Source organism: Streptomyces sp. NPDC060064, from assembly GCF_042736455.1.
Classification (GTDB): Bacteria; Actinomycetota; Actinomycetes; order Streptomycetales; family Streptomycetaceae; genus Streptomyces.
In genome coordinates this window covers 1-20,038 of sequence record NZ_JBHWWF010000042.1, presented here as the reverse complement: position 1 = coordinate 20,038, position 20,038 = coordinate 1, and the positions used below count along the sequence as shown (strand labels likewise).

General features: G+C 71.3%; 20 protein-coding genes. 13 read left to right on the top strand and 7 right to left on the bottom strand.

The genetic code is table 11. The features are described 5' to 3' along the window. Positions 1–73: 73 nt before the first annotated feature. Positions 74–682, top strand: a complete 609-nt coding sequence (locus ACFWDI_RS34785; protein WP_385310259.1) for a hypothetical protein — start codon at positions 74–76, stop codon at positions 680–682. Between the two features lie 127 nt (positions 683–809). Then, a complete protein-coding gene (locus tag ACFWDI_RS34780) occupies positions 810–3,212 on the top strand; it encodes a right-handed parallel beta-helix repeat-containing protein (RefSeq protein WP_385310257.1) in 2,403 nt (800 codons plus the stop codon). Positions 3,213–3,273: 61 nt separating this feature from the next. On the opposite strand, the gene ACFWDI_RS34775 is transcribed toward ACFWDI_RS34780, so the two are convergent. Further along, on the bottom strand, positions 3,274–5,637 hold the full coding sequence (locus ACFWDI_RS34775; protein WP_385310255.1) for a hypothetical protein: 2,364 nt from the start codon (positions 5,635–5,637) through the stop codon (positions 3,274–3,276). 211 nt (positions 5,638–5,848) lie between these two features. On the opposite strand from ACFWDI_RS34775, the gene ACFWDI_RS34770 reads away from it, so the two are divergent. The 3 genes from ACFWDI_RS34770 (at position 5,849) to ACFWDI_RS34760 (ending at position 7,720) form a co-directional block, all read left to right on the top strand. After that, positions 5,849–6,694: a DeoR/GlpR family DNA-binding transcription regulator gene (locus tag ACFWDI_RS34770; RefSeq protein ID WP_385310332.1), complete on the top strand. Its 846-nt coding sequence runs from the start codon at positions 5,849–5,851 to the stop codon at positions 6,692–6,694. 6 nt (positions 6,695–6,700) lie between these two features. Next, positions 6,701–7,150: an SRPBCC family protein gene (locus ACFWDI_RS34765; protein WP_385310253.1), complete on the top strand. Its 450-nt coding sequence runs from the start codon at positions 6,701–6,703 to the stop codon at positions 7,148–7,150. Positions 7,151–7,237: 87 nt separating this feature from the next. Beyond that, complete coding sequence (locus ACFWDI_RS34760) at positions 7,238–7,720, top strand: SRPBCC family protein (protein ID WP_385310251.1); 483 nt, start codon at positions 7,238–7,240, stop codon at positions 7,718–7,720. 81 nt (positions 7,721–7,801) lie between these two features. Here the strand turns inward: ACFWDI_RS34760 and ACFWDI_RS34755 are convergent, their stop codons facing one another. Then, complete coding sequence (locus ACFWDI_RS34755) at positions 7,802–8,935, bottom strand: PLP-dependent cysteine synthase family protein (protein WP_385310249.1); 1,134 nt, start codon at positions 8,933–8,935, stop codon at positions 7,802–7,804. Positions 8,936–9,135: 200 nt separating this feature from the next. Between ACFWDI_RS34755 and ACFWDI_RS34750 the strand changes: the two genes are divergently transcribed. Then, the gene (locus ACFWDI_RS34750) at positions 9,136–9,459 is read left to right on the top strand and encodes a hypothetical protein (RefSeq protein WP_362692896.1); all 324 of its coding nucleotides are present in this window, start codon (positions 9,136–9,138) and stop codon (positions 9,457–9,459) included. Between the two features lie 180 nt (positions 9,460–9,639). After that, complete coding sequence (locus tag ACFWDI_RS34745; RefSeq protein ID WP_385310246.1) at positions 9,640–10,173, top strand: ATP-binding protein; 534 nt, start codon at positions 9,640–9,642, stop codon at positions 10,171–10,173. Here the strand turns inward: ACFWDI_RS34745 and ACFWDI_RS34740 are convergent. Together ACFWDI_RS34740 and ACFWDI_RS34735 are read right to left on the bottom strand one after the other, a co-directional pair. Next, complete coding sequence (locus ACFWDI_RS34740; RefSeq protein WP_385310244.1) at positions 10,137–10,346, bottom strand: hypothetical protein; 210 nt, start codon at positions 10,344–10,346, stop codon at positions 10,137–10,139. The genes ACFWDI_RS34745 and ACFWDI_RS34740 overlap by 37 nt on opposite strands. A gap of 439 nt (positions 10,347–10,785) precedes the next feature. Further along, on the bottom strand, positions 10,786–11,067 hold the full coding sequence (locus ACFWDI_RS34735; protein ID WP_385310242.1) for an SHOCT domain-containing protein: 282 nt from the start codon (positions 11,065–11,067) through the stop codon (positions 10,786–10,788). Positions 11,068–11,255: 188 nt separating this feature from the next. On the opposite strand from ACFWDI_RS34735, the gene ACFWDI_RS34730 reads away from it, so the two are divergent. The 3 genes from ACFWDI_RS34730 to ACFWDI_RS34720 are packed head-to-tail and all read left to right on the top strand — an operon-like array spanning position 11,256 to position 13,352. After that, a complete protein-coding gene (locus ACFWDI_RS34730; protein ID WP_385310241.1) occupies positions 11,256–11,828 on the top strand; it encodes a TetR/AcrR family transcriptional regulator in 573 nt (190 codons plus the stop codon). A gap of 55 nt (positions 11,829–11,883) precedes the next feature. Beyond that, entirely contained in the window at positions 11,884–12,465 is a 582-nt protein-coding gene (locus ACFWDI_RS34725) for a DUF4865 family protein (RefSeq protein WP_385310239.1), read from the top strand. Beyond that, positions 12,459–13,352: a phosphotriesterase gene (locus ACFWDI_RS34720; RefSeq protein WP_385310237.1), complete on the top strand. Its 894-nt coding sequence runs from the start codon at positions 12,459–12,461 to the stop codon at positions 13,350–13,352. The genes ACFWDI_RS34725 and ACFWDI_RS34720 overlap by 7 nt, the downstream gene beginning before the upstream one ends. On the opposite strand, the gene ACFWDI_RS34715 is transcribed toward ACFWDI_RS34720, so the two are convergent. Beyond that, positions 13,349–14,200, bottom strand: coding sequence for a YhjD/YihY/BrkB family envelope integrity protein (locus ACFWDI_RS34715; RefSeq protein ID WP_385310236.1), 852 nt, complete (start codon positions 14,198–14,200; stop codon positions 13,349–13,351). The genes ACFWDI_RS34720 and ACFWDI_RS34715 overlap by 4 nt on opposite strands. Positions 14,201–14,416: 216 nt before the next feature. After that, positions 14,417–15,631 carry an ROK family protein gene (locus tag ACFWDI_RS34710; RefSeq protein WP_385310234.1) on the bottom strand — a complete coding sequence of 405 codons (1,215 nt, stop codon included), beginning with the start codon at positions 15,629–15,631 and terminating at the stop codon, positions 14,417–14,419. Positions 15,632–15,706: 75 nt separating this feature from the next. Here ACFWDI_RS34710 and ACFWDI_RS34705 point away from each other — a divergent pair, with 75 nt between their 5' ends. Together ACFWDI_RS34705 and ACFWDI_RS34700 are read left to right on the top strand one after the other, a co-directional pair. Then, positions 15,707–16,927, top strand: a complete 1,221-nt coding sequence (locus tag ACFWDI_RS34705; protein WP_385310232.1) for an MFS transporter — start codon at positions 15,707–15,709, stop codon at positions 16,925–16,927. Between the two features lie 154 nt (positions 16,928–17,081). Beyond that, positions 17,082–17,825 (top strand): maleylpyruvate isomerase family mycothiol-dependent enzyme, encoded by a 744-nt coding sequence (locus ACFWDI_RS34700; RefSeq protein ID WP_385310230.1) that lies wholly within the window; start codon positions 17,082–17,084, stop codon positions 17,823–17,825. A gap of 114 nt (positions 17,826–17,939) precedes the next feature. Here the strand turns inward: ACFWDI_RS34700 and ACFWDI_RS34695 are convergent, their stop codons facing one another. After that, on the bottom strand, positions 17,940–18,341 hold the full coding sequence (locus ACFWDI_RS34695; RefSeq protein ID WP_327321874.1) for a MarR family transcriptional regulator: 402 nt from the start codon (positions 18,339–18,341) through the stop codon (positions 17,940–17,942). 87 nt (positions 18,342–18,428) lie between these two features. Here ACFWDI_RS34695 and ACFWDI_RS34690 point away from each other — a divergent pair, with 87 nt between their 5' ends. Further along, on the top strand, positions 18,429–19,916 hold the full coding sequence (locus ACFWDI_RS34690) for an MFS transporter (protein ID WP_385310228.1): 1,488 nt from the start codon (positions 18,429–18,431) through the stop codon (positions 19,914–19,916). Positions 19,917–20,038: the final 122 nt, after the last annotated feature.

Here is a 20,038-nt window from a genome sequence, read left to right as displayed (position 1 = left end):
TCTCTCTTTGTGTCACCCGCGCTTATGCCGTGCCGTACAGGGCTATGACGGACGCGGAAGGGGGTGCGGGAGAGTGCGAGCAGCCAAAGGAGTCTGGGCCTGGCGGCACAATCCCCTGCGCCGTGCCACCGATCTCTTCGAGGCCTGGGTGGCGCTGATCGCCGCGCTCCTCCTCTTCACCGCCGCGCCGGCCGCGGGCTGGGCCACCGGCAGCCTGACCGACGAGTCGTTGCGGCAGGCGGTGCGCAACCAGCGCCAGCAGCGTCATCCGGTCACCGCGACGGTGCTGAAACCGGCTCCGGCGCCGAAGCCCGCCGCATACGATCCCGAGTCCTCGGCCGCCCATGAGAAACGGCGGCCGATCATCGCGAAATGGACGGCGGTGGACGGCAGTCGGCACACCGGCACGGTCTCCACCGTGCTGCGGACCGCGCGCGCCGGCGACACCTTCACCATCTGGACCGACCGTGCCGGCCGGGTCGTCAGCCGCCCCATGGACGCGGCGACCGCCCGGGTGCACGCCGTCCTCGCGGGCATCGGCGCCGCACTCACCGCGGCGGGCCTCATCGCGTGCGCCAGACGTCTGATCGTCCGGCGGCTCGTCCGACGCAGATACGCACGTCTGGACCAGGCCTGGGCCGCGGCCGGTCCGGACTGGGGACGTACGGGCGCGGGCAGCTGACCGTTCTCGTCCCGTCAACTCCCGAGCCTCGCGCGCGCTACGGTGGTGCGACCCCCTCGGGGGTCAGGGGGCGCCCCCCTCAGAGGCGCGGCGGAGCAGGATCACGAGGTGGGGGCAGAGCAGCACGATGGCACAGGGCACGGTCCAGGTGACGCACACCGGCACATCGCGGTGGCGGCGCCGCACAGGCGAGTACCCCTCCCTCGCCGCAGCCCTGGAGGCCGCAGGCGACGGCGACATCCTCACGGTCGCCCCGGGGACGTACCGCGAGAACCTCATCGTCCAGCGGGCGGTCACCCTGCGCGGCACGGAGGGCGCGGTCGGCTCGGTGCGCATCGCGCCCGCCGACGGTGTGCCGCTCACCGTGCGCGCCTCCGCCACCGTCCAGGACCTCCATGTGGAGGGGCAGGACACGGCCGCCCCCGCTCTCCTGGTCGAGGACGGCACTCCCGAGCTGATCGATCTGCGGATCGTCACCCGCTCCGCGGCCGGTCTGGAGGTGCGCGGCGCGGCCCGTCCCACCGTCCGCCGCTGCACCGTCGACAATCCAGCGGGCGTCGGAATCGCCGTACTGGACGGCGCGGGCGGCGTGTTCGAGGAGTGTGAGGTGGTGGCGGCCGGCCAGTCGGGCGTCTCCGTGCGCGGCGGCGCCCATCCACGGCTGGAGCGCTGCCGGGTGCACCACGCCTCGGGCGCGGGCCTGTCCGTCACCGGCGAGGGCAGTGGCCTCGAGGCCATCGGCTGCGAGGTGTACGAGGTGAAGGGCACCGGCGTGCAGATCGCCTCGCGCGCCTCGGCGCATCTCACCGACTCCACCGTGCACCGCACCTCGGCCGACGGCATCACCCTCGACACCGACGCCGTGCTGACCCTTTCCGACTGCGACATCTACGAGATCCCCGAGAACGCTGTCGATCTGCGCTCGCGGTCCGTACTCACGCTCACCCGGTCCACGGTGCGCCGATTCGGGCGCAACGGCCTGTCCGTCTGGGACCCGGGCACGCGCGTGGACGCCAACCAGTGCGAGATCCACGACAGTACGGGCGACTATCCGGCCGTATGGGTCAGTGACGGAGCGACCGCCGTCCTCGACTCGTGCCGCGTCCACGACGTCCCGGACGCGCTCTTCGTCCTCGACCGCGGCTCACGCGTCGATGTCGTCGACAGCGATCTCTCCCAGGTCCGCAACACCGCGGTGTCGGTGAGCGACGGCGCTACGGCGCAGCTCGACGACTGCCGGATCCGGGAAGCGTCCACCGGCGCCTGGTTCCGCGACCACGGCAGTGGCGGCACGTTGAACGGCTGCACGATCGACACCGCGCAGACCGGCGTGATCGTCACCAAGGGCGCCGATCCGGTGATCGAGCGCTGCACGGTCACGTCGCCCGCCGAGGCCGGTTTCTATGTCTCGGCGGAGGGCCGGGGCACCTTCCGCAGCTGCCGGGTCACGGGCAGCGGAGGCTATGGCTTCCATGTGATGGACGGCTGCCGTACGACACTGAGCCGCTGCCGGACCGAGCGCTGTGCGCGTGGCGGTTACGAGTTGGGCGAGGACGACGGTCCGGTCGTCGAGGACTGCACCAGTGATGAGAGCGGCGTGCGGTCCAAGGGCGAACAGACCACGGCCGTGCTGACGGCGGCCCAGTCCCCCGGGCTGCTCTCCGCGGTCCCCGGACAGCGCCCCGCCGAGGCCGAGCCGGTCTCGACCGCGGAGCCCGTACGCACCTCCGGCGCCGTCCTCGGTGAACTGGACGCGCTGGTCGGCCTGGACAGCGTCAAGCGCGAGGTCCGCACGCTCACCAACATGATCGAGGTCGGCAGGCGCCGCCAGGAGGCGGGCCTGAAGGCCGCCTCCGTCCGCCGCCATCTGGTCTTCACCGGCTCACCCGGCACCGGGAAGACGACCGTGGCCCGGCTGTACGGCGAGATCCTGGCCTCGCTCGGAGTGCTGGAGCGTGGCCATCTCGTCGAGGTCTCCCGGGTGGACCTGGTCGGCGAGCACATCGGCTCCACCGCGATCCGTACCCAGGAGGCATTCGACCGGGCCCGCGGCGGGGTGCTCTTCATCGACGAGGCCTACGCCCTGTCCCCCGAGGACTCCGGTCGGGACTTCGGCAAGGAGGCCATCGACACGCTGGTGAAGCTGATGGAGGACCACCGGGAGGCGGTGGTGGTGATCGTCGCCGGCTACACCGCGGAGATGGAGCGGTTCCTCTCGGTCAACCCCGGTGTGGCGTCCCGCTTCTCACGGACCATCACCTTCAGCGACTATGTGCCCGAGGAGCTGCTGCGGATCGTGGAGCAGCAGGCCGACGACCACGAGTACCGGTTGGGCACGGGCACGGGTGAGGCGCTGCTGAAGTACTTCACCGCGCTGCCCAAGGGGCCCGCGTTCGGCAACGGCCGTACCGCGCGCCAGACCTTCGAGTCGATGGTCGAGCGGCACGCGGGCCGGGTCGCGGCGCTCGCCGAGGCGAACACCGACGACCTGACCCTGCTCTACCCGGAGGATCTGCCGGAACTGCCCTGAGTCGCACCGAACTTCTGGGTGATGCCCTGCGCTACCCCGAACCCCTGGGTGACGCCGTGCGCTACCCCGAACCGCCCCGCGCCTGCCGGGGAACGCCCGGGCTGAGCCGGTCGAGGAGTTCCCTGCGTTCCGCCGCGAAGGCCGGGTCGGCCTGGTACTCGGAGTGCCCGAGGATCGGTTCCGGCAGCGGATGGCGCGCCGAACGTCCGTACACCACAGGGTCTTTGAGCGCATCCCGGTCCACCTCGGGATGGTCGCCCTCGGCAGGGATCTTCACCGGCCCGCCGATCGGGTCGGTGCGCCGCCACAGATTGCGCCAGCAGTGCACCTCGCTGCGGAGCTCGCTGAGGGCGACGGGTCCGAAGTACGCGGGGAACCAGCGCCCGTACAGCCGCTCCAGCGGGGATCCGTACGTCAGCAGCGCCACGCGGCGACGGGTGGCCGCCGGCAGCTGCCAGACGGCTGCCGCGGCCAGCACACTGCCTTGCGAGTGACCTGAGATGACGAGGCGCCGTCCACCGGTCTCCGCGGTCCATGTGCACATCCGCCAGGTCAGATCGGGGACGGCACGCTCCGCGTAGCAGGGGGGCGCGAAGGGGTGTGCGGCGCGCGGCCAGAAGGTGCCGACGTCCCAGAGGATGCCGATGGTGCGCCGGGCCGAGGCGTCGCGGTAGGCGCGGCGGCCCCAGGTGACGAAGAGTATGAAGCCGAAGCCGATCAGCCAGGAGCCGATCGCCTGCGCCGCCTCCGCCGCGGATTCGACGAAGTCGTGGCTGTCGCCGAACGCCTTGCCCGGCACCTCGCCACTCACCCATGCGCCGGCGACTGCGCCCGCGCCGAGAAGCAGGGTGGCGCCGGAGACGATGCCGACGATCCAGGGGGCGACGTCGGTGAGCGCGGCGCGGGCCCGAGTGCCTGCTATCCGCCGCGTACGGACGGCGTCCGGGCGCCCTTCCGCGTAGTCCGCCTCGACCGGCTCCGCGAGCCGGCGGGCGGCCAGCCAGGTCCGTACGGCGAGGATGACGGCCGGGACCAAGAGGGCGATCAGCAGCACCGGGATGACGGAGGCCTGCCAGCTGAGCAGCACCGGGGGCCCTGGGATGGAGCCTTCGCCGCCCATGCCCGGAGTGCCGGGCCCGTCCAGCCAGTCCGCGACGCGCTGTGCCACACCGCCGGTCATCACCCCGCCAAGGGCGCAGGCGAGCATCGCGACGGCGGGCCCGCCGAGGCCGGCCAGGGCCGCACGCACATGGCGCGCACGGCGGTGGAGTAAGCAGGCGGCAACGGCGAGTGCGATGACCAGGGCGCCCTGGGCGAGTGCGATGACGCGGAAGGTGACATCGCCGGGGAGGGTGGCGGTGGAGACCCAGCCGGGGCGGGACCAGGAGGCGTACAGCACCGAGAGGCCGAGCAGCGCGAGTGCGGCGCCGGGCAGATAGCGGACGGCCGCACGGTCGAGGCGGGCGTCGAGCCGCTTCTCGCTGCGGCCTCTGCGGAAGACCACCCACACCACCGCCAGTCCGCCCACGAGGAGAGTTGCCTCGAGGAGCCGGCCGCAGACCTCCAGCAGGGCGCCGGCGGCGCCGCGGTCGTGGCGGGCGGCGGCCCCGGCGACCGCGGCGGCCACGGTCAGAAAACCGGCGGCGGTGTGCGCGGCGCGGAGCCGGGCGACGAGCCGGCGGCCGTACCAGAAGCCCGGCCTGCCGAGGGCGGGCCGCACGGTCTCCTTCTTCGGCCCCTCGGTCTCCTCCTCGTCCTCCTCGGTGGCCTCGTCGCCTTCCAGCGCGTCCTCGCCGGTCGGCGGCCGCTGGGACTCGTACGCGCTCCAGGTGCGGTTGGAGAGGTACCAGAGCAGGCCGACGAGTGCGGCCGGCACCACCGCGGCGAGCGAGAGGCGTCGGCCGGGCTGCGACCACCAGCCGTGCTGAGCGCTCGACAGAAAGCCGAGCCAGGACCTGTCCCGGGTACATGCGGGCGAGCCCGCGCACTGCCATGCCACCAGGTCGAGTGCGACCTCGCAGGCGGCAGCCGTCAGGAGCACGGTGAGGCTGAGTGCGACGAACCGAACCAGCACTCCGTACAGCCGTGTGGTCCCTCGGCGGCCCTTGGCCCGGGGACGCATCCAGTGCGCGAGGTTGACGACCATGAAGGGGAGCAGCAGCAGCCACAGGGCCCGTGCGCCGTTGCCCGAGGTGAGGTTGGACCAGCAGTACGCCTCCGGGATGGGCCGGTCCTGGTAGCGCTCGGGGTGGAGTTCCGCCTCCGCGTCTTCGGTGCGCCGGAACACCGCGGCCTTCTCGTCACCGGTGATCCGGACCGTTCTGGGGTCGCCGAGCATGTCCTGCGGGGTGGCTCCGCCGACGCCGTGGACGAGCAGCTCGAGCGCGGGTCCTCCGCCATGCGGGACCGGTGTGCCTGGGGACACTTCTGTGACTCGCTCTCTCGATGGGAGGATCGGTCAGCGCGCGGTCGCGCGGCGGTTCAGTACCAGAGTCCCGGATCGTGGCTGCTCGCCGCACGGCTCTCACGGAATCTCCCCGAGCCCGTTCCGCCGAGCCCGTGCGAGGATGAGAAACCCTTGGCCACAGGCGGTGTACGACACGGTGGACGACGACATGGAAGGACCGGCCCCGGCAGTGAGCGACAACCAGAACCTGCTCGCGGAGCAGCGGCGTGCCCTGATCCTCGACGAGGTGCGCAGGCGCGGCGGAGTGCGGGTCAATGAGCTCACCCGCAAGCTCAATGTCTCCGATATGACGGTGCGCCGGGATCTGGACGCCCTGGCCCGGCAGGGGGTCGTCGAGAAGGTCCACGGCGGCGCGGTGCCGGTGGTCGAGGCGAGCACGCACGAGCCGGGGTTCGAGGCCAAGTCGGCGCTGGAGCTGAGCGCCAAGGAGGACATCGCGCGGGCGGCGGCGAAGATGGCTGTGCCCGGCAGCGCGATCGCGCTCTCCGGCGGGACCACGACCTATGCCCTGGCGCACCATCTGCTGGAGGTGCCGGATCTGACGGTGGTCACCAACTCGGTGCGGGTCGCGGATGTGTTCCACGCGGCGCAGCGGGCGGGAGCGGCGGGCGATCAGCGTCCGGGTGCGGCCACGGTGGTCCTCACCGGCGGGGTGCGTACGCCCTCCGACTCGCTGGTCGGGCCGGTGGCCGACCAGGCGATCCGCTCCCTCCACTTCGATGTGCTCTTCCTCGGCGTGCACGGAATCTCGGTGGAGGCCGGGCTCTCCACACCGAATCTGGCGGAGGCCGAGACGAACCGCCGGTTTGTGCAGGCCGCGCGCCGCGTGGTGGTGGTCGCCGACCACACCAAGTGGGGGACGGTGGGCCTCAGTTCCTTCGCGCGGCTGGCCGAGGTCGACACGCTGGTGACGGACGCGGGGCTGTCGGCCGAGGCACGCGAGCAGATCGCGGAGCATCTGCCGGGGCTGGTCGTGGCGGGCGGTCCGGAGAGCGCCGACGGGCAGGACGGCTGACGCCGGGTGACCGTCTTCCGGATCACGCGGGTGGTCCCGCGGCCCGCCGAGGAGGTCTGGGCGCGCGTCACCGACTGGCCCGCGCATACCGCTCAGGTGCCGCTGACGTCGATCACTGTGGCCTCGCCGTATCGCTCGGGCGTGGGGACGGTGTTCGTCGCGCGAACCGGGCTGGGCCGCGTCGGCTTCGACGATCCGATGGAGGTGGTCCGCTGGGAGCCGCCCGGGGAGCGCGGGAGCGGACGCCTTCGACTGGAGAAGCGCGGCCGGGTGATCACCGGCTGGGCCGAGATCGAGGTGCGCCCGGAGGGTTCGGGCGCCGTGGTGGTCTGGGTGGAGGAGCTGCGGATCCGCCTGGTGCCGCGGCTGTTCGATCCGCTTGTCCGCCGGGTGGGCCGGCTGGTGTTCGGCCGTGCGCTGGACGGGCTGCTCGCGGGCCTCACGGGAAGCCGGTGAAACCGGCAGCGGCTACGGACAACTGACGGCCCGCCAGCTATGGTGTGCGGGCCCCGCTCCACCCCTCCCAGCTGGAGGTACGGTCCCATGGCACGCCGACTGAGCCCCGTGGAGCTCGACTTCGTCGAGTCCGCCCCGCTGCGTCTGGTCTTCTCGGCCGAGGTGAAGGCCTCGCCGGGAGCGGTGTACCGGGCGCTCGCCGAGGATGTGACGGGCTGGCCGTCCTGGTTCTCCGCCGTCACCTCGGCCACGCCCACCGACGGGGGCGCGGGCCGCGAGATCAGGCTCAGGGGCGGCACCTTCTTCGCCGAGACGATCATGGCGACCGAGCCGGAGGATCGCTTCGCGTACCGCGTCGACGAGACCAACGCCCCAGGTCTGCGTGCCCTGTTGGAGGAGTGGCGGCTGACGCCCACCGCGACCGGCACCCGGGTGCAGTGGACCTTCGCGGCGGACGCCCCCGCACTCATGCGTATCGTGCTGCGGCTGGGCCGGGCGGGCCTGGGCGCCTCGTTCCGGGGCGCGGTGCGCCGACTGGACCGAAGGCTCGCCCGGTCCGCCGCGCAGTAGTCCGGGTGGTCAGCCGCGAAGTGGTCCGGGTGGTCAGCCGCGAAGTGGTCCGGGTGGTCAGCCGCGAAGTGGTCCCGGCGGTCAGCCGGGCCAGACGCCGGTGGCGAGGAACTCCTCGATCGTCGCGCTGTACGGGGCGATGTCGAGACCCTGTTCGTCCAGCCAGGCGTCGGAGTAGTACTTGTCGAGGTAGCGGTCGCCCGGGTCGCATATCAGGGTGACCACGCTGCCCTTCTGCCCGTTGGCCACCATCTCGGCGATGATCTTCAGCGCGCTCCACAGGCCGGTTCCGGTGGAGCCGCCCGCCTTGCGGCCGATGGCCATGTCCAGGGCGCGTACGGCGGCGACGCTCGCCGCGTCGGGCACCTTCATCATCCGGTCGATGGCTCCAGGCACAAAGCTCGGTTCCATACGCGGCCGGCCGATGCCCTCGATACGGGAGCCGCAGTCGCTGCTGGCGAGCGGGTCGCCCTGGGTCCAGCCCTCGAAGAAGCAGGAGTTCTCCGGGTCGGGAACACAGACGCGGGTGTCGTGCTGCATGTAGTGGACGTAGCGGGCGATGGTCGCCGAGGTGCCGCCGGTGCCGGCCGTCGCGACGATCCAGGCGGGCTCCGGGTAGCGCTCCAACTGCAGCTGCTGGTACATCGATTCGGCGATGTTGTTGTTGCCGCGCCAGTCGGTGGCCCGCTCCGCGTAGGTGAACTGGTCCATGTAGTGGCCGCCGGTCCGTTCCGCGAGTGCGGCCGACTCCTGGTACAACTTCCGCGAGTCGTCCACGAAGTGGCACTGCCCGCCGTGGAATTCGATCAGCCGGCACTTCTCGGCGCTCGTGGTGCGCGGCATCACGGCGATGAACGGGACGCCGATCAGCTTGGCGAAGTACGCCTCGGAGACTGCGGTCGAGCCGCTGGACGCCTCGATGACCGGTTTGCCCGGCCGGATCCAGCCATTGCACAGTCCGTAGAGGAAAAGCGACCTGGCGAGCCGGTGCTTGAGGCTGCCTGTCGGATGGGTGGACTCGTCCTTGAGGTAGAGGTCGATGCCCCACTCCTCGGGCAGCGGGAATCGCAGCAGGTGGGTGTCGGCGGAGCGGTTGGCGTCGGCCTGGACCTTGCGCACTGCCTCCTTCAGCCATGCCCGGTAGTCCGGATCGCTTCGATCCACATCTATGGTGGCGATCGCCTCTCCCGCCACTGGCTTCTCACTCGTGCTCATGCGCGCCGTTCCTCGTCCTGTCGACATGCGGCCCCCACTAGCAACAGTAAGCCCCCCACCTGCACAAACGTTCACTTTGGGGGTCCATAGGAGTCACTTGTGGGCCGGGACTTGTGCCGGTGCGACCGCACGTACTGGTGCATGCGCCCGTAGTTGTGCAGACTGCCAACAGGAAACGGTGCGAAGGGGGCAGAGGCACGATGGGGATGACAGAGACCGAATTCAGCGCCACAGGCGTACGGATCGAGCGCTGGCCGCGCTCGCTCACGAGGGCCGGACAAGTGCTGATCAAGGACGGCACGCTGGCGCTCCTGACCAGCTACGGCCGGGTGATCGAGAGCGCTCCCGTCCGCGGGGTCAGGGCTGGTAAGCCCTGGTTCGCCGACGATGCGAGCACGGTGGCGACGCTCAATGGCAAGCGCTACCGGCTGACGATGGGGCAGCGCAGCCGCAGGCCGGAGGGCCGGGCACTGGCCGGGCGCTTCCTGGAAGCGGTGCGCGGGGCCGGTGGCCGTCGGAGCTGAGAGCACTCACCCGGGTGCTGCGAGTTGCGGAGCCGTGGTCAGTGGTTCACGCTTGTCTCACATCACTCAGGGTGCACCGGCGGTAACGCTGTGATCCAGCCCGCCGGACAAATCAGCAGCCAGCCAACTGCTGGATCGGATCCTCGTCTTCTTCCGGACCTCATTCGGGGAGTCGCAGCCGTGATCAGCCAGCCAAGCAGGCACTGCACGGTGGAGCTCCAGGCCCTGCCGTCGCGGATCGGTCAGGTCCGCAGAATTCTCTCGGCGCAATTGCGCTACTGGCATCTCGATCCCTTGATCGACCAGGCAGCGCTGGGCGTCACCGAGTTGCTGACCAATGTTCACCGGCACGCCGAGCCGGACAAGATGTGCACGGTGGAGATCGAGTTGCTGCTCGACCGGCTCACGGTCTCCGTCCATGACAACGATCCACGTCTTCCGACCGTAGGGGACACAGATCTCTTCGCCACTTCCGGGCGCGGGCTCGGGCTGATCGCGGCGGTGAGTGACAGCTGGGGCGTACGACCCGAGGGCGAGACGGGCAAAATCGTCTGGTTCACGCTCTCCACACCTTCGCCCGCAGTGGCTCTGCCGCCGTATCCAGTGGTGTACGGGGCGACGGCCGACGAGCCCTTCCCGAGTACGGCGAGTTCGGCGGGTTCGCAGGACGGGACGCGTCAACGCGCCTCCGCCCGGTCGGCTGTTGCGCGCTGACCGGGGCGGGCACTTCGGAATCGCTCATCGGTGGCGATGGCGCGCAGTACGTCCAGGCGTGCGGGGCGGCGCGGGCCGCCGGGCAGCACACCGGCCGGCGCGGCCGCCAGGAGCTGCACCGCCGGTACGGCGAAGGCGGTGTCGCCCGCACCCTCGGACGCCTTGACGGGCACCCGGCCGAGCAGTCCGCCGAGCGCCAGGCCGCCTGACGTGACCTGGCTCGGCAGGGGATGAGCACAGCTTCGGCGTGCGGGCGACAGGGGGCTTCAGCCGCAGCGGACGATCACGCCCGTCGCCGGAGTACTGGACCGCGCGGCCACATCTCGGGGTTCCTCCACGGGTGGTGCTCCAGCAGATGCGCCTCAAGTTGGGGGTATCGAGCCGCCGTTGTCTTGAAGATCACCGCTGCGCGGGCCGGACGTCGGATGCACGCGGCATTCCGTGCAGGGTCCACTCTTGCCGGGAGGCGAGCGCCGCCGGCTTCCTGGTTTCAGATCCGGAAGAAACGCCTCGGGCGGGCAACGCTCCGTCCAGGGGCCGCCAGGTCTACAGCTCGGACCCCCGCGAGACGTCAGCTCGACGGAAAGGCCAATGAAGAGGGCTTGACTGTCGTCATGCCGCACCGTCCTTGCCGATACGGCCGAACTGCTCGTCCAGGACGGACAGCCGCCGCCAGTACTCCTCCTCGTCGATCTCGCCGGCGGCGAAGCGACGGCCGAGCATCGCGATCGGCGAGCTCTCGCCGTGCGTCGCGCGGGTCGGATGCCAGGGGCCGCGACGGCCGCGCCATACGGTGCGGCGCATGACGGTGACGACGCCGATGACGACGGCCGCCCAGATCAGCGGGAAGAACAGGATCCACGGGCCGGGCCCGTCGTAGGCCAGCGTGTTCATCTCGGCTCAGCTCCTCAGTGGCGATGGTGGTGCGTGTTTCCTCGTCGCTTCCGAGGCTCCCGCCGACCGGGTCTCACGTCGTCGTACGGCCAGCGGCAGTGCACGTACCACCCGGGGAGTACGCGGGGCCTTCGCGGCTGCTCCGGGCCGCTCCGGTTTCTGTACCTACTAGTATGTACAGTGGGCTCATGAGCACTCCTGAACGGCTGATCGAGGCCACCCGCGAGCTGCTGTGGGAGCGCGGCTATGTGGGCACCAGCCCCAAGGCGATCCAGCAGCAGGCGGGCGCCGGCCAGGGCAGCATGTACCACCACTTCACGGGCAAGCCCGACCTGGCGCTGGCCGCGATCCGGCGTACCGCACAGGAGATGCGCGCGACCGCCGAAGTGACGCTCGGCGGCGACGGCACGGCGTACGAGCGGATCAACGCGTATCTGCTGCGCGAGCGCGATGTACTGCGCGGCTGCCCGGTCGGCCGCCTCACGATGGACCCGGACGTCATCGCCAGCGACGAGCTGCGCGCCCCGGTCGAGGAGACGCTCGACTGGCTGCGCGGACGCCTCGCCGGGATCGTCCAGGAGGGCCTGGACGCGGGCGAGTTCACGGCCCCGGTCGATCCGGCCGGGACGGCGGCGGCGATCGTCGCGACGGTGCAGGGCGGCTACGTGCTGGCGCGTGCATCCGGCTCTCCGGCCGCCTTCGACGCAGCGGTCGGCGGACTGCTCGCGCTGCTCACCCCTCGTAACACCACTGACGCCTAAAGGAAGTCCGCGCCGACGAGCGCCCCGCCCGACCCCGCATACCGAGGAGCCCTTCATGCATGCCATGCAGTACGAGATCACGCTGCCCGCCGACTACGACATGGAGATCATCCGCAAGCGGGTGGCGACGAAGGGCCATCTGCTCGACGACTTTCCCGGCCTCGGTCTGAAGGCCTATCTGATGCGCGAACGCGTCGACGGCTCGCCGGTCAACCAGTACGCACCGCTCTACCTGTGGACCGCGCCGGAAGGCATGAACTCCTTCCTCTGGGGCCCCGGATTCCAGGGCATCGTCAACGACTTCGGACGTCCCGTGGTCCAGCACTGGACAGGACTGGCGTACGAGGAGGGCCCGGGGGGCGGGGCCGTGCCCCGGTCCGCCACGCGTCGTCGGGTGCGGATACGCGAGGACGAGCGGCCCGCCTTCGCCGTGGAGAAGGCGCTCGCCGCGCATCAACAGCTGGCGCGCGCGGACGGAGTGGTCGCGGCCGCCGTCGCCATCGATCCGCGGCACTGGGAGCTGCTGCACTTCGCACTGTGGGCCGAGAACGCGCCCGAGGCGATCGGTGACGTCTTCCAGGTTCTGCATCTCTCCGCCCCGCACCGTACGGAGCTGCCGCGGGGGCAGCAGTGGTGAGCCTCGTCCGTACCGTGCTCGGCGACATCCCGGCCGGCGGGTTGGGAATCTGCGACGCCCACGATCATCTGTTCCTGCGCAGCCCGCGGCTGCCGGGACAGGAGCTGGACGATCCGGCGGACGCGGCCGTGCGACTGCGCGCCTTCCGCGAGCTCGGCGGCCGGTCGGTCGTGCAGTGGACTCCGTACGGCCTGGGGCGCAGGCCCGAGGAGCTGGCAGCGCTCTCCCGCGCGACCGGCGCCCATGTGGTGGCCGCCACCGGTCTCCATCAGGCCGTGCACTACGCCCCTGAGACGCTCGGCCGCCTCCCGGAGGACCTTGCCGAACTCTTCACGGCCGAAGTGACCGAGGGTATCGGCGGTACCGGGATCCGGGCCGGTCTGATCAAGGTGGCGGGCGCCTTCCACGGCGTCGACGCGCATGCCCGGCTCACCATGACGGCCGCGGCCCTGGCCCATCACCGTACGGGCGCGCCCATCGCCGTCCATCTGGAACTGGGCACGGCAGCGCTGGACGTACTCGATCTGCTCTGCGGCGCGTTGGAGGTTCTGCCGCAGCACGTGATCCTCGGCCATCTCGGCCGCTCTCCGGACCTGGCCGGCCAGCGGGACGCGGCAGCGACGGGTGCCTATCTCGTCTTTGACGGCCCCTCGCGGGCCCATCACGGCACGGACTGGCGCCTGCCCGACGAGCTGGCGGCGCTCGCGGACGCGGGTTACGCCGGTCAGCTGTTGCTGGGCGGCGACACGACGACCCCGGAAACCCCCGGTATGCCGTATCTGCTGCGCAGACTGCGGCCGCGGCTCGAACCGGCCCTCGGCAAGGACGTCATGGACCGGATCCTCGTACGGAATCCGGCCCGCGCCTTCGCCCTCCACCGGTCCTAGGTCAGGTCTTCCAGCTCGTGTTCCATCCGTCGGCGTACGCGCGCTTCGTGAATGAGGCGTCCCACGAGCGCGCCCCCGTAGACGACGAAGCCGACACCCACGAGCCAGGACTGGATGACGAGCACGGTCCCGAACGGGCCGTAGGTGACGGCGTTGGAGGCGATCAGCGGCGAGAAGACAAGCTGTGAGAAGACCCGCAGGCCGAGCATCCCCACGGCCGTGGCCACCGCACCGGGCAGCAGGGCGCGCCAGCGGACCCGGCCGCCGAGCAGCACGCGCTGGGAAAGCCAGAAGAACAGAACCGTGCCGATCAGGTCTCCCAGGCCGCCGAACACCGTGGCCGGGGCGGAGTCGGCCGGCAGCGGCGCACTGACGAAGGCCAGGCTGGCGGCGACGAGCAGGGCCAGCCAGACGACATGCCGCCACATGGTGTGCCAGCGGGCCGTCGGGAGATCCCACACCTTCTCGTAGCCGGTCTGAACGGCCGACCCGAAGGTCAGGCCGAAGACGGTGAGGGCGGCGAGACCGAACGCGGTCGTGCGCTGGAGCGCCTGCCCAGGCACGCCGAACAGCCGCTCGACCTCGTCCAGGGACGACTCCGAGACCCCCAGTGCCTGGCCCAGCCAGCGGGCGAAGCCCTGTCCACTCGCCGGGTCCGCCGCCGCGACGACGACCAGAAGGGGTACGAGTGTCAGAAAGCCCAGTGCGGCGAAACCCATGGCGCGGTGCATCAGCTCCAGCTCACGGCCGCGCTCCCAGGCCAGGCCGATGGGAGACGCGTAAAACCTGCGGCGCAGGTCCTGAAGCCGGTGCGCATGGTGATCCGCGCCGGAGGGCTTATGGGTCATAGGTTGTCGATTACCCGAAAGTGCACTCAGAGGTGTCCATTGTGCCCCCGGACGGGTGGTGCCGCCCGCGCCGTCGGCCGGTCGTTGAGCCGGCCCCGACGAACGGCGGAGGCCGTCCGTACCGACCGGTCGACGCCCGCCCCCCGTCCCCGCCCGCCGTCGTGTGTGAGCCGGGTACGCCGACGCACAGTCCGCCGGGCCATACGCCGGCCGCCGTCAGCTGAGCGCACCCAGCGGGTCGTCGAGTACCGGCTGCCACGCCAACTCGGCCGCCCCCACCAGGCTGTTGTGGTCGAGCGTGCAGGCGAGGATCGGCACACCGCCGCTGCGCCCCCACAGGCTGCGGTCGGCGACCACGGCGCGCAGCCGTTCGGGATCGGCGTCGAGCAGCTCGCGGTGCAGTCCGCCGAGGATGATGCGGTCGGGGTTGAGGATGTTGACGAGCCCGGCGAGCCCGAGGCCGAGCCGGTCGATGAGCTCCTCGGCCGCGTTCCGTACGGCCGGGTCGTCGTACTCCGTGCGCAGCAGATCCCGGGACTGCTGCAGCAGCGAGACCTCGGGGCCCGGGCGGCGGCCCGCGGCGGTGAGGAAGGCGAGCGGGTCGGCCTCGACGTCGAGGCAGCCGCGGCCGCCGCAGTGGCAGGGGCGGCCCTCGGGGTTGACCGTGAGATGCCCGACCTCGAGGGCGAGGCCCGAACTGCCGGTGTGCAGACGGCCGTCGAGGACGAGCGCGCCGCCGACTCCGCGATGGCCGGTGGCGACGCAGAGCAGATGCTGAGCGCCACGGCCCGCGCCGTGGCGGTGCTCGGCGAGCGCTGCGAGGTTGACATCGTTGCCGGTGAAGGCGGGGCCCTGGATGCCCGCCGCGCGGACGCGTTCGGCGAAGATGTCGCGGACGGGAGCCCCGGCCGGCCAGGCGAGGTGCAGCGGGTTGAGGGCGGTGCCTTCCGGTTCGGCGACGGCGGAGGGCACGGCGAGACCCGCGCCCACGCACCGCCGACCGCTCTCGCGCAGCAGGGCCGCGCCTGCTTCGACGACCTCGCCGAGCACCTGCGCCGGGTCTTCGGAGACGGTGACGCAGCCGGGCGCGGTCGCGACCGTACGGCCGCCGAGCCCCACGAGCGCGGCGCGGAATCCGTCGGCGTGCACCTGCGCGGCGAGAACGACCGGGCCCGCGTCGTCGACAGCGAGGCGGTGCGAGGGCCGGCCCTGCGAGCCGGCGGCGGCGCCCGGGCGCGAGTCGACCCGGATCAGCCCGAGCGCTTCGAGTTCGGCGGCCACCGCGCCGGCGGTGGCGCGGGTGACGCCGAGCTCGGCCGTGAGCACGGCGCGGGTGGGCGCCCGGCCCGTATGAACCAGTTCCAGCGCGGGGCCGAGCGCGCTGCGGCCTCTCTCCAGCCTCGTCCTGGTGGTCATCGCCTTGCCGTTCATGCAGGCGAGTCTCCCATGATCCGGAGGCTGAGCAGCCGCCTTGTACGGATCGGGCCCGACCCCTATCCTGAGTTTGTGCCGCTTCTAAACAAACTACGGACGGCCGTACCGGGGGGACCTGGCGGAAACACCGCCCCACCCTCCCTGTCCCCCCTCCGTACCGCGCTGACCGTGTTCTTCGCCCTCGACGGCTTCATCTTCGCCGGCTGGGTGGTCCGTATCCCCGCCATCAAGCAGCAGACCGGCTCGTCCGCGAGCGATCTGGGCCTCGCCCTGCTCGGAGTGTCGGCGGGCGCGGTGGTGACGATGACGCTCACCGGGCGGCTCTGCCGCCGCTTCGGCAGCCATCCGGTGACGGTCGTCAATGGCGCACTGCTGGCGCTGAGCATCGCGCTCCCGCCACTGACGCATTCGGCGCTCGCCCTCGGTCTTGTGCTGCTGGTCTTCGGTGCGGCGTACGGCGGGATCAATGTCGCCATGAACAGCGCCGCGGTCGATCTCGTCGCGGCGATGCGACGGCCCGTGATGCCCAGCTTCCACGCCGCGTTCAGCCTCGGCGGGATGATCGGCGCGGGCCTCGGCGGCCTGGTCGCCGGCGGCCTCTCCCCCACCGCTCATCTGCTCGGCCTCACCGGCATCGGCCTGCTGGTCACGGCAGCCGCCGGGCGCGTGCTGCTGCGCCGTCCCGCACCCGTCACCGAGCGCACCACGGCGGTGCCGGGCCCGCGCCGCCTCCAGGGCCGTACGCGCCAACTCGTCGTACTCTTCGGCGTGATCGCGCTCTGCACGGCGTACGGGGAAGGGGCGATGGCCGACTGGGGAGCGCTCCACCTCGAGCAGGATCTGCACGCCCACCCGGGCATCGCCGCCGCCGGATACTCCTTCTTCGCCCTGGCCATGACGGCCGGCCGGCTCTCCGGCACGGCCCTGCTGGAGCGGCTCGGCCAGACCCGCACGCTCGTCGCGGGCGGCACGACGGCGGCAGCCGGCATGCTGCTGGGCGCGCTCGCGCCGACGGTGTGGCTGGCATTGCTCGGTTTCGCCGTGACCGGTCTGGGGCTCGCGAACATCTTCCCGGTGGCGGTGGCCAGGGCGGGCGCGCTCGCCGGTCCCGGCGGGGTCGCGGCCGCGTCGACGCTCGGCTATGGCGGGATGCTGCTGGGGCCGCCGGCGATCGGGTTCCTCGCCGACTGGTTCTCGCTGCCGGTGGCGATGACGACGGTGGCGGCGCTGGCGGGTGGCGCGGCGCTCATCGGGTACTCGGCCCGGAACGCGTCCGCACCCCGAGCCGACTGAGCACTCCTGCTGCCCGCTCAGGCGGATCCGCTCGGCGTTGTCGCCGTGCTGGTTCTGACAGGAGTGCCTGCTGGGGTTCCTGTGGCATTGATGCGCCGCGGTATCCGTACGACGGTCCTGCCGCCGGTCGGGCCGCGCTGGCACAATCTCCCGCATGGAGACCGCTGAGCTGATCAAGTCCCTTGTCCGGGAGGGCCAACTGCTGGCCGCGGCCGCAGCCGAGGCAGGCCCCGAAGCGAGCGTGCCGACCTGCCCCGGCTGGCAGGTGCGGGATCTGCTCCGGCACATCAGCATGGTCCACCGCTGGGCGACCGCCTTCATCACCGAGGGCTACACAAGCTTCCAGCCCGCCGACGACCAGCCCGAGCTCGACGGCGACGAGTTGCTGGAGTGGTTCCGGGAGGGGCACGGTCTCCTGGTGGCCGCGCTGAGCGAGGCGCCCGCGGATGTGGAGTGCTGGAGCTTTCTGCCCGCGCCCTCACCGTTGGCGTTCTGGGCCAGGCGGCAGGCGCACGAGACGGCCGTCCACCGCACGGACGCCGAGTCGGCGCTCGGCGGGAAGCCGGGGCCGGTCGCCGCGGACCTCGCGTTGGACGGGATCGACGAGCTGCTCGGCGCCTTTCACGCCCGCTCCCGGAGCCGGGTGCGCACTGAGGAGCCGCGTGTCCTGCGCGTACATGCCGGCGACACGGACGACGTGTGGACGGTACGGCTGTCGGCCGAGGCTCCACGCATGGAGCGCACCGAAAAGGGGCCCGCGGACTGCGAGTTGAGGGGGACGGCGGAGCAGCTCTATCTGACGCTGTGGAACCGGCTGCCGCTCACCACCGTGTCCGTCACCGGCGACGCGGAGCTCGCGCGACTGTGGCGCGAGCTGTCCGCCATCACCTGGTCCTAGCGGTCCCAGCCCCTCGTACGGAAGCCCACGGAGATTTACGTGGACGGGCCCGGCTTTACGTGGACGGGCCCGGCTGTACGTGGACGGCCCGGCTCTACATGAAAGAGCTCGGCGTTACGTGGAAGGGCCCGACAGCATCCTGGAGAGCACCGCGCGCTGCAGCGGCTGCACCTCGGCATGGCGGGCCCGTCCGGCGTCGGTGAGCGCGACCCGCACTCCCCGCCGGTCCTCGCTGCACATCCCGCGGGTGACCAGCCCGTCCTTCTCCAGCCGCGCCACCAGGCGCGACAGCGCGCTCTGGCTCAGGTGGACCCGGGATGCCAGCTCCTGGACGCGGAAGGAACAGTCGCCGCCGTCCGACGTCTCTTCGGCGAGTACGTCGAGGACCTCGAAGTCACTGGCGCCGAGCCCGTGCTGATGCAGCTCGCGGTCGAGCTCGCAGATCGTACGGGCGTGCAGCGCAAGGACGTCCCGCCACTCCTCGACGAGCACTCGCTCGGACTTCTTCGCCGCCATGACCGCACGTTAGCAGAGAAGACGCACTTTGTTGCATCGGAATTAAATGCGCTTGCACTCAATGCATGTGCATGTACTGTCCTCCTCATGACCTCTCCGCTCAACGTCCCCGCAGCGCAGGAGCGCTGGAGCCCGCGACTGTGGGGCACTCTCCTCGTGCTCTGCGCCGCGATGTTCCTCGACGCCCTCGACGTCTCCATGGTCGGCGTCGCCCTGCCCTCGATCGCGACCGATCTCCATCTGACCACCTCGGCCCTGCAGTGGATCGTCAGCGGCTACATCCTTGGATACGGCGGCCTGCTACTGCTCGGCGGCCGTGCGGCCGACCTCCTGGGCCGGCGCCGGGTCTTCCTGATCGCGCTCGCCGTCTTCGCGCTCGCCTCGCTGCTCGGCGGACTGGTCGACTCCGGTCCGCTGCTGATCGCCAGTCGCTTCATCAAGGGTCTGAGTGCCGCGTTCACCGCGCCCGCCGGACTCTCCATCATCACCACGACCTTCAAGGAAGGCCCTCAGCGCAACCGCGCGCTGGCCATCTACACCACCTGCGCCGCCACCGGCTTCTCGATGGGCCTGGTCCTCTCCGGACTGCTCACCGAGGTGAGCTGGCGGCTGACCATGCTGCTGCCCGCGCCCATCGCCCTGATCGCGCTGCTGGCCGGCATCAAGCTGATCCCGCAGAGCAGCCGTGAGGACTCCGGGAAGGGGTACGACCTGCCGGGCGCCGTCACCGGCACGGCCTCGATGCTGCTGCTCGTCTTCACCGTCGTCCAGGCCCCCGAGGTGGGCTGGGCCTCGGCGCGCACCCTGCTGTCCTTCCTCGCCGTCGCCGTGCTGCTCACCGTGTTCGTCAGCATCGAACGGCGCAGCTCGCACCCGCTGATCCGGCTGGGGGTGCTGCGCTCGGGGAGCCAGATCCGCGCCAACCTCGGCGCGGCCTTCTTCTTCGGCTCGTACGTCGGTTTCCAGTTCCTCGTCACGCAGTACATGCAGTCCCTGCTCGGCTGGTCGGCGCTGCAGACGGCGCTGGCCTTCCTTCCGGCGGGCGCTCTGGTGGCGCTCTCCTCGACGAAGATCGGCTCGGTCGTGGACCGCTTCGGCACACCGCGCGTGATAGCCGCCGGCTTCACGCTGCTGGTGATCGCGTACGCGCTCTTCGTCCAGATCGACCTCACGCCGACCTATGCCGCCGTGATCCTGCCGTCGATGCTGCTGCTCGGCGCGGCCTGCGCGCTGGTCTTCCCCTCGCTCAACATCCAGGCCACCAACGGGGTGGAGGACCATGAGCAGGGCATGGTCTCCGGCCTGCTGAACACCTCGATCCAGGTCGGCGGCGCGATCTTCCTGGCCGTCGTCACCGCGGTGATCACGGCGGGCGGGGACGCGGGCCGCTCTCCGCAGGAGGTGCTCGACAGCTTCCGGCCCGGCCTGGTGGTGGTGACCGCGATCGCGGCAGCCGGACTGCTGATCACGCTGACCGGGCTGCGGACCCGCCGTGCCGTGCCGAGTGTCCTGGTCGCGAAGTCCTCCGGCCAGCCGGTTCAGGAAGAGCCCGAGCGGGTGGCGGTCGGCGACTGACCCACACTCAGCTCTCCCGAGGGGGCGGGGGCCCCCCGCCACACAGACCAACCCCCCCCACCCACAAGAAAAAAACCAAAAGGGGGAGCAGAACAAGCACGGGGGGGCCCACAAGGACAACG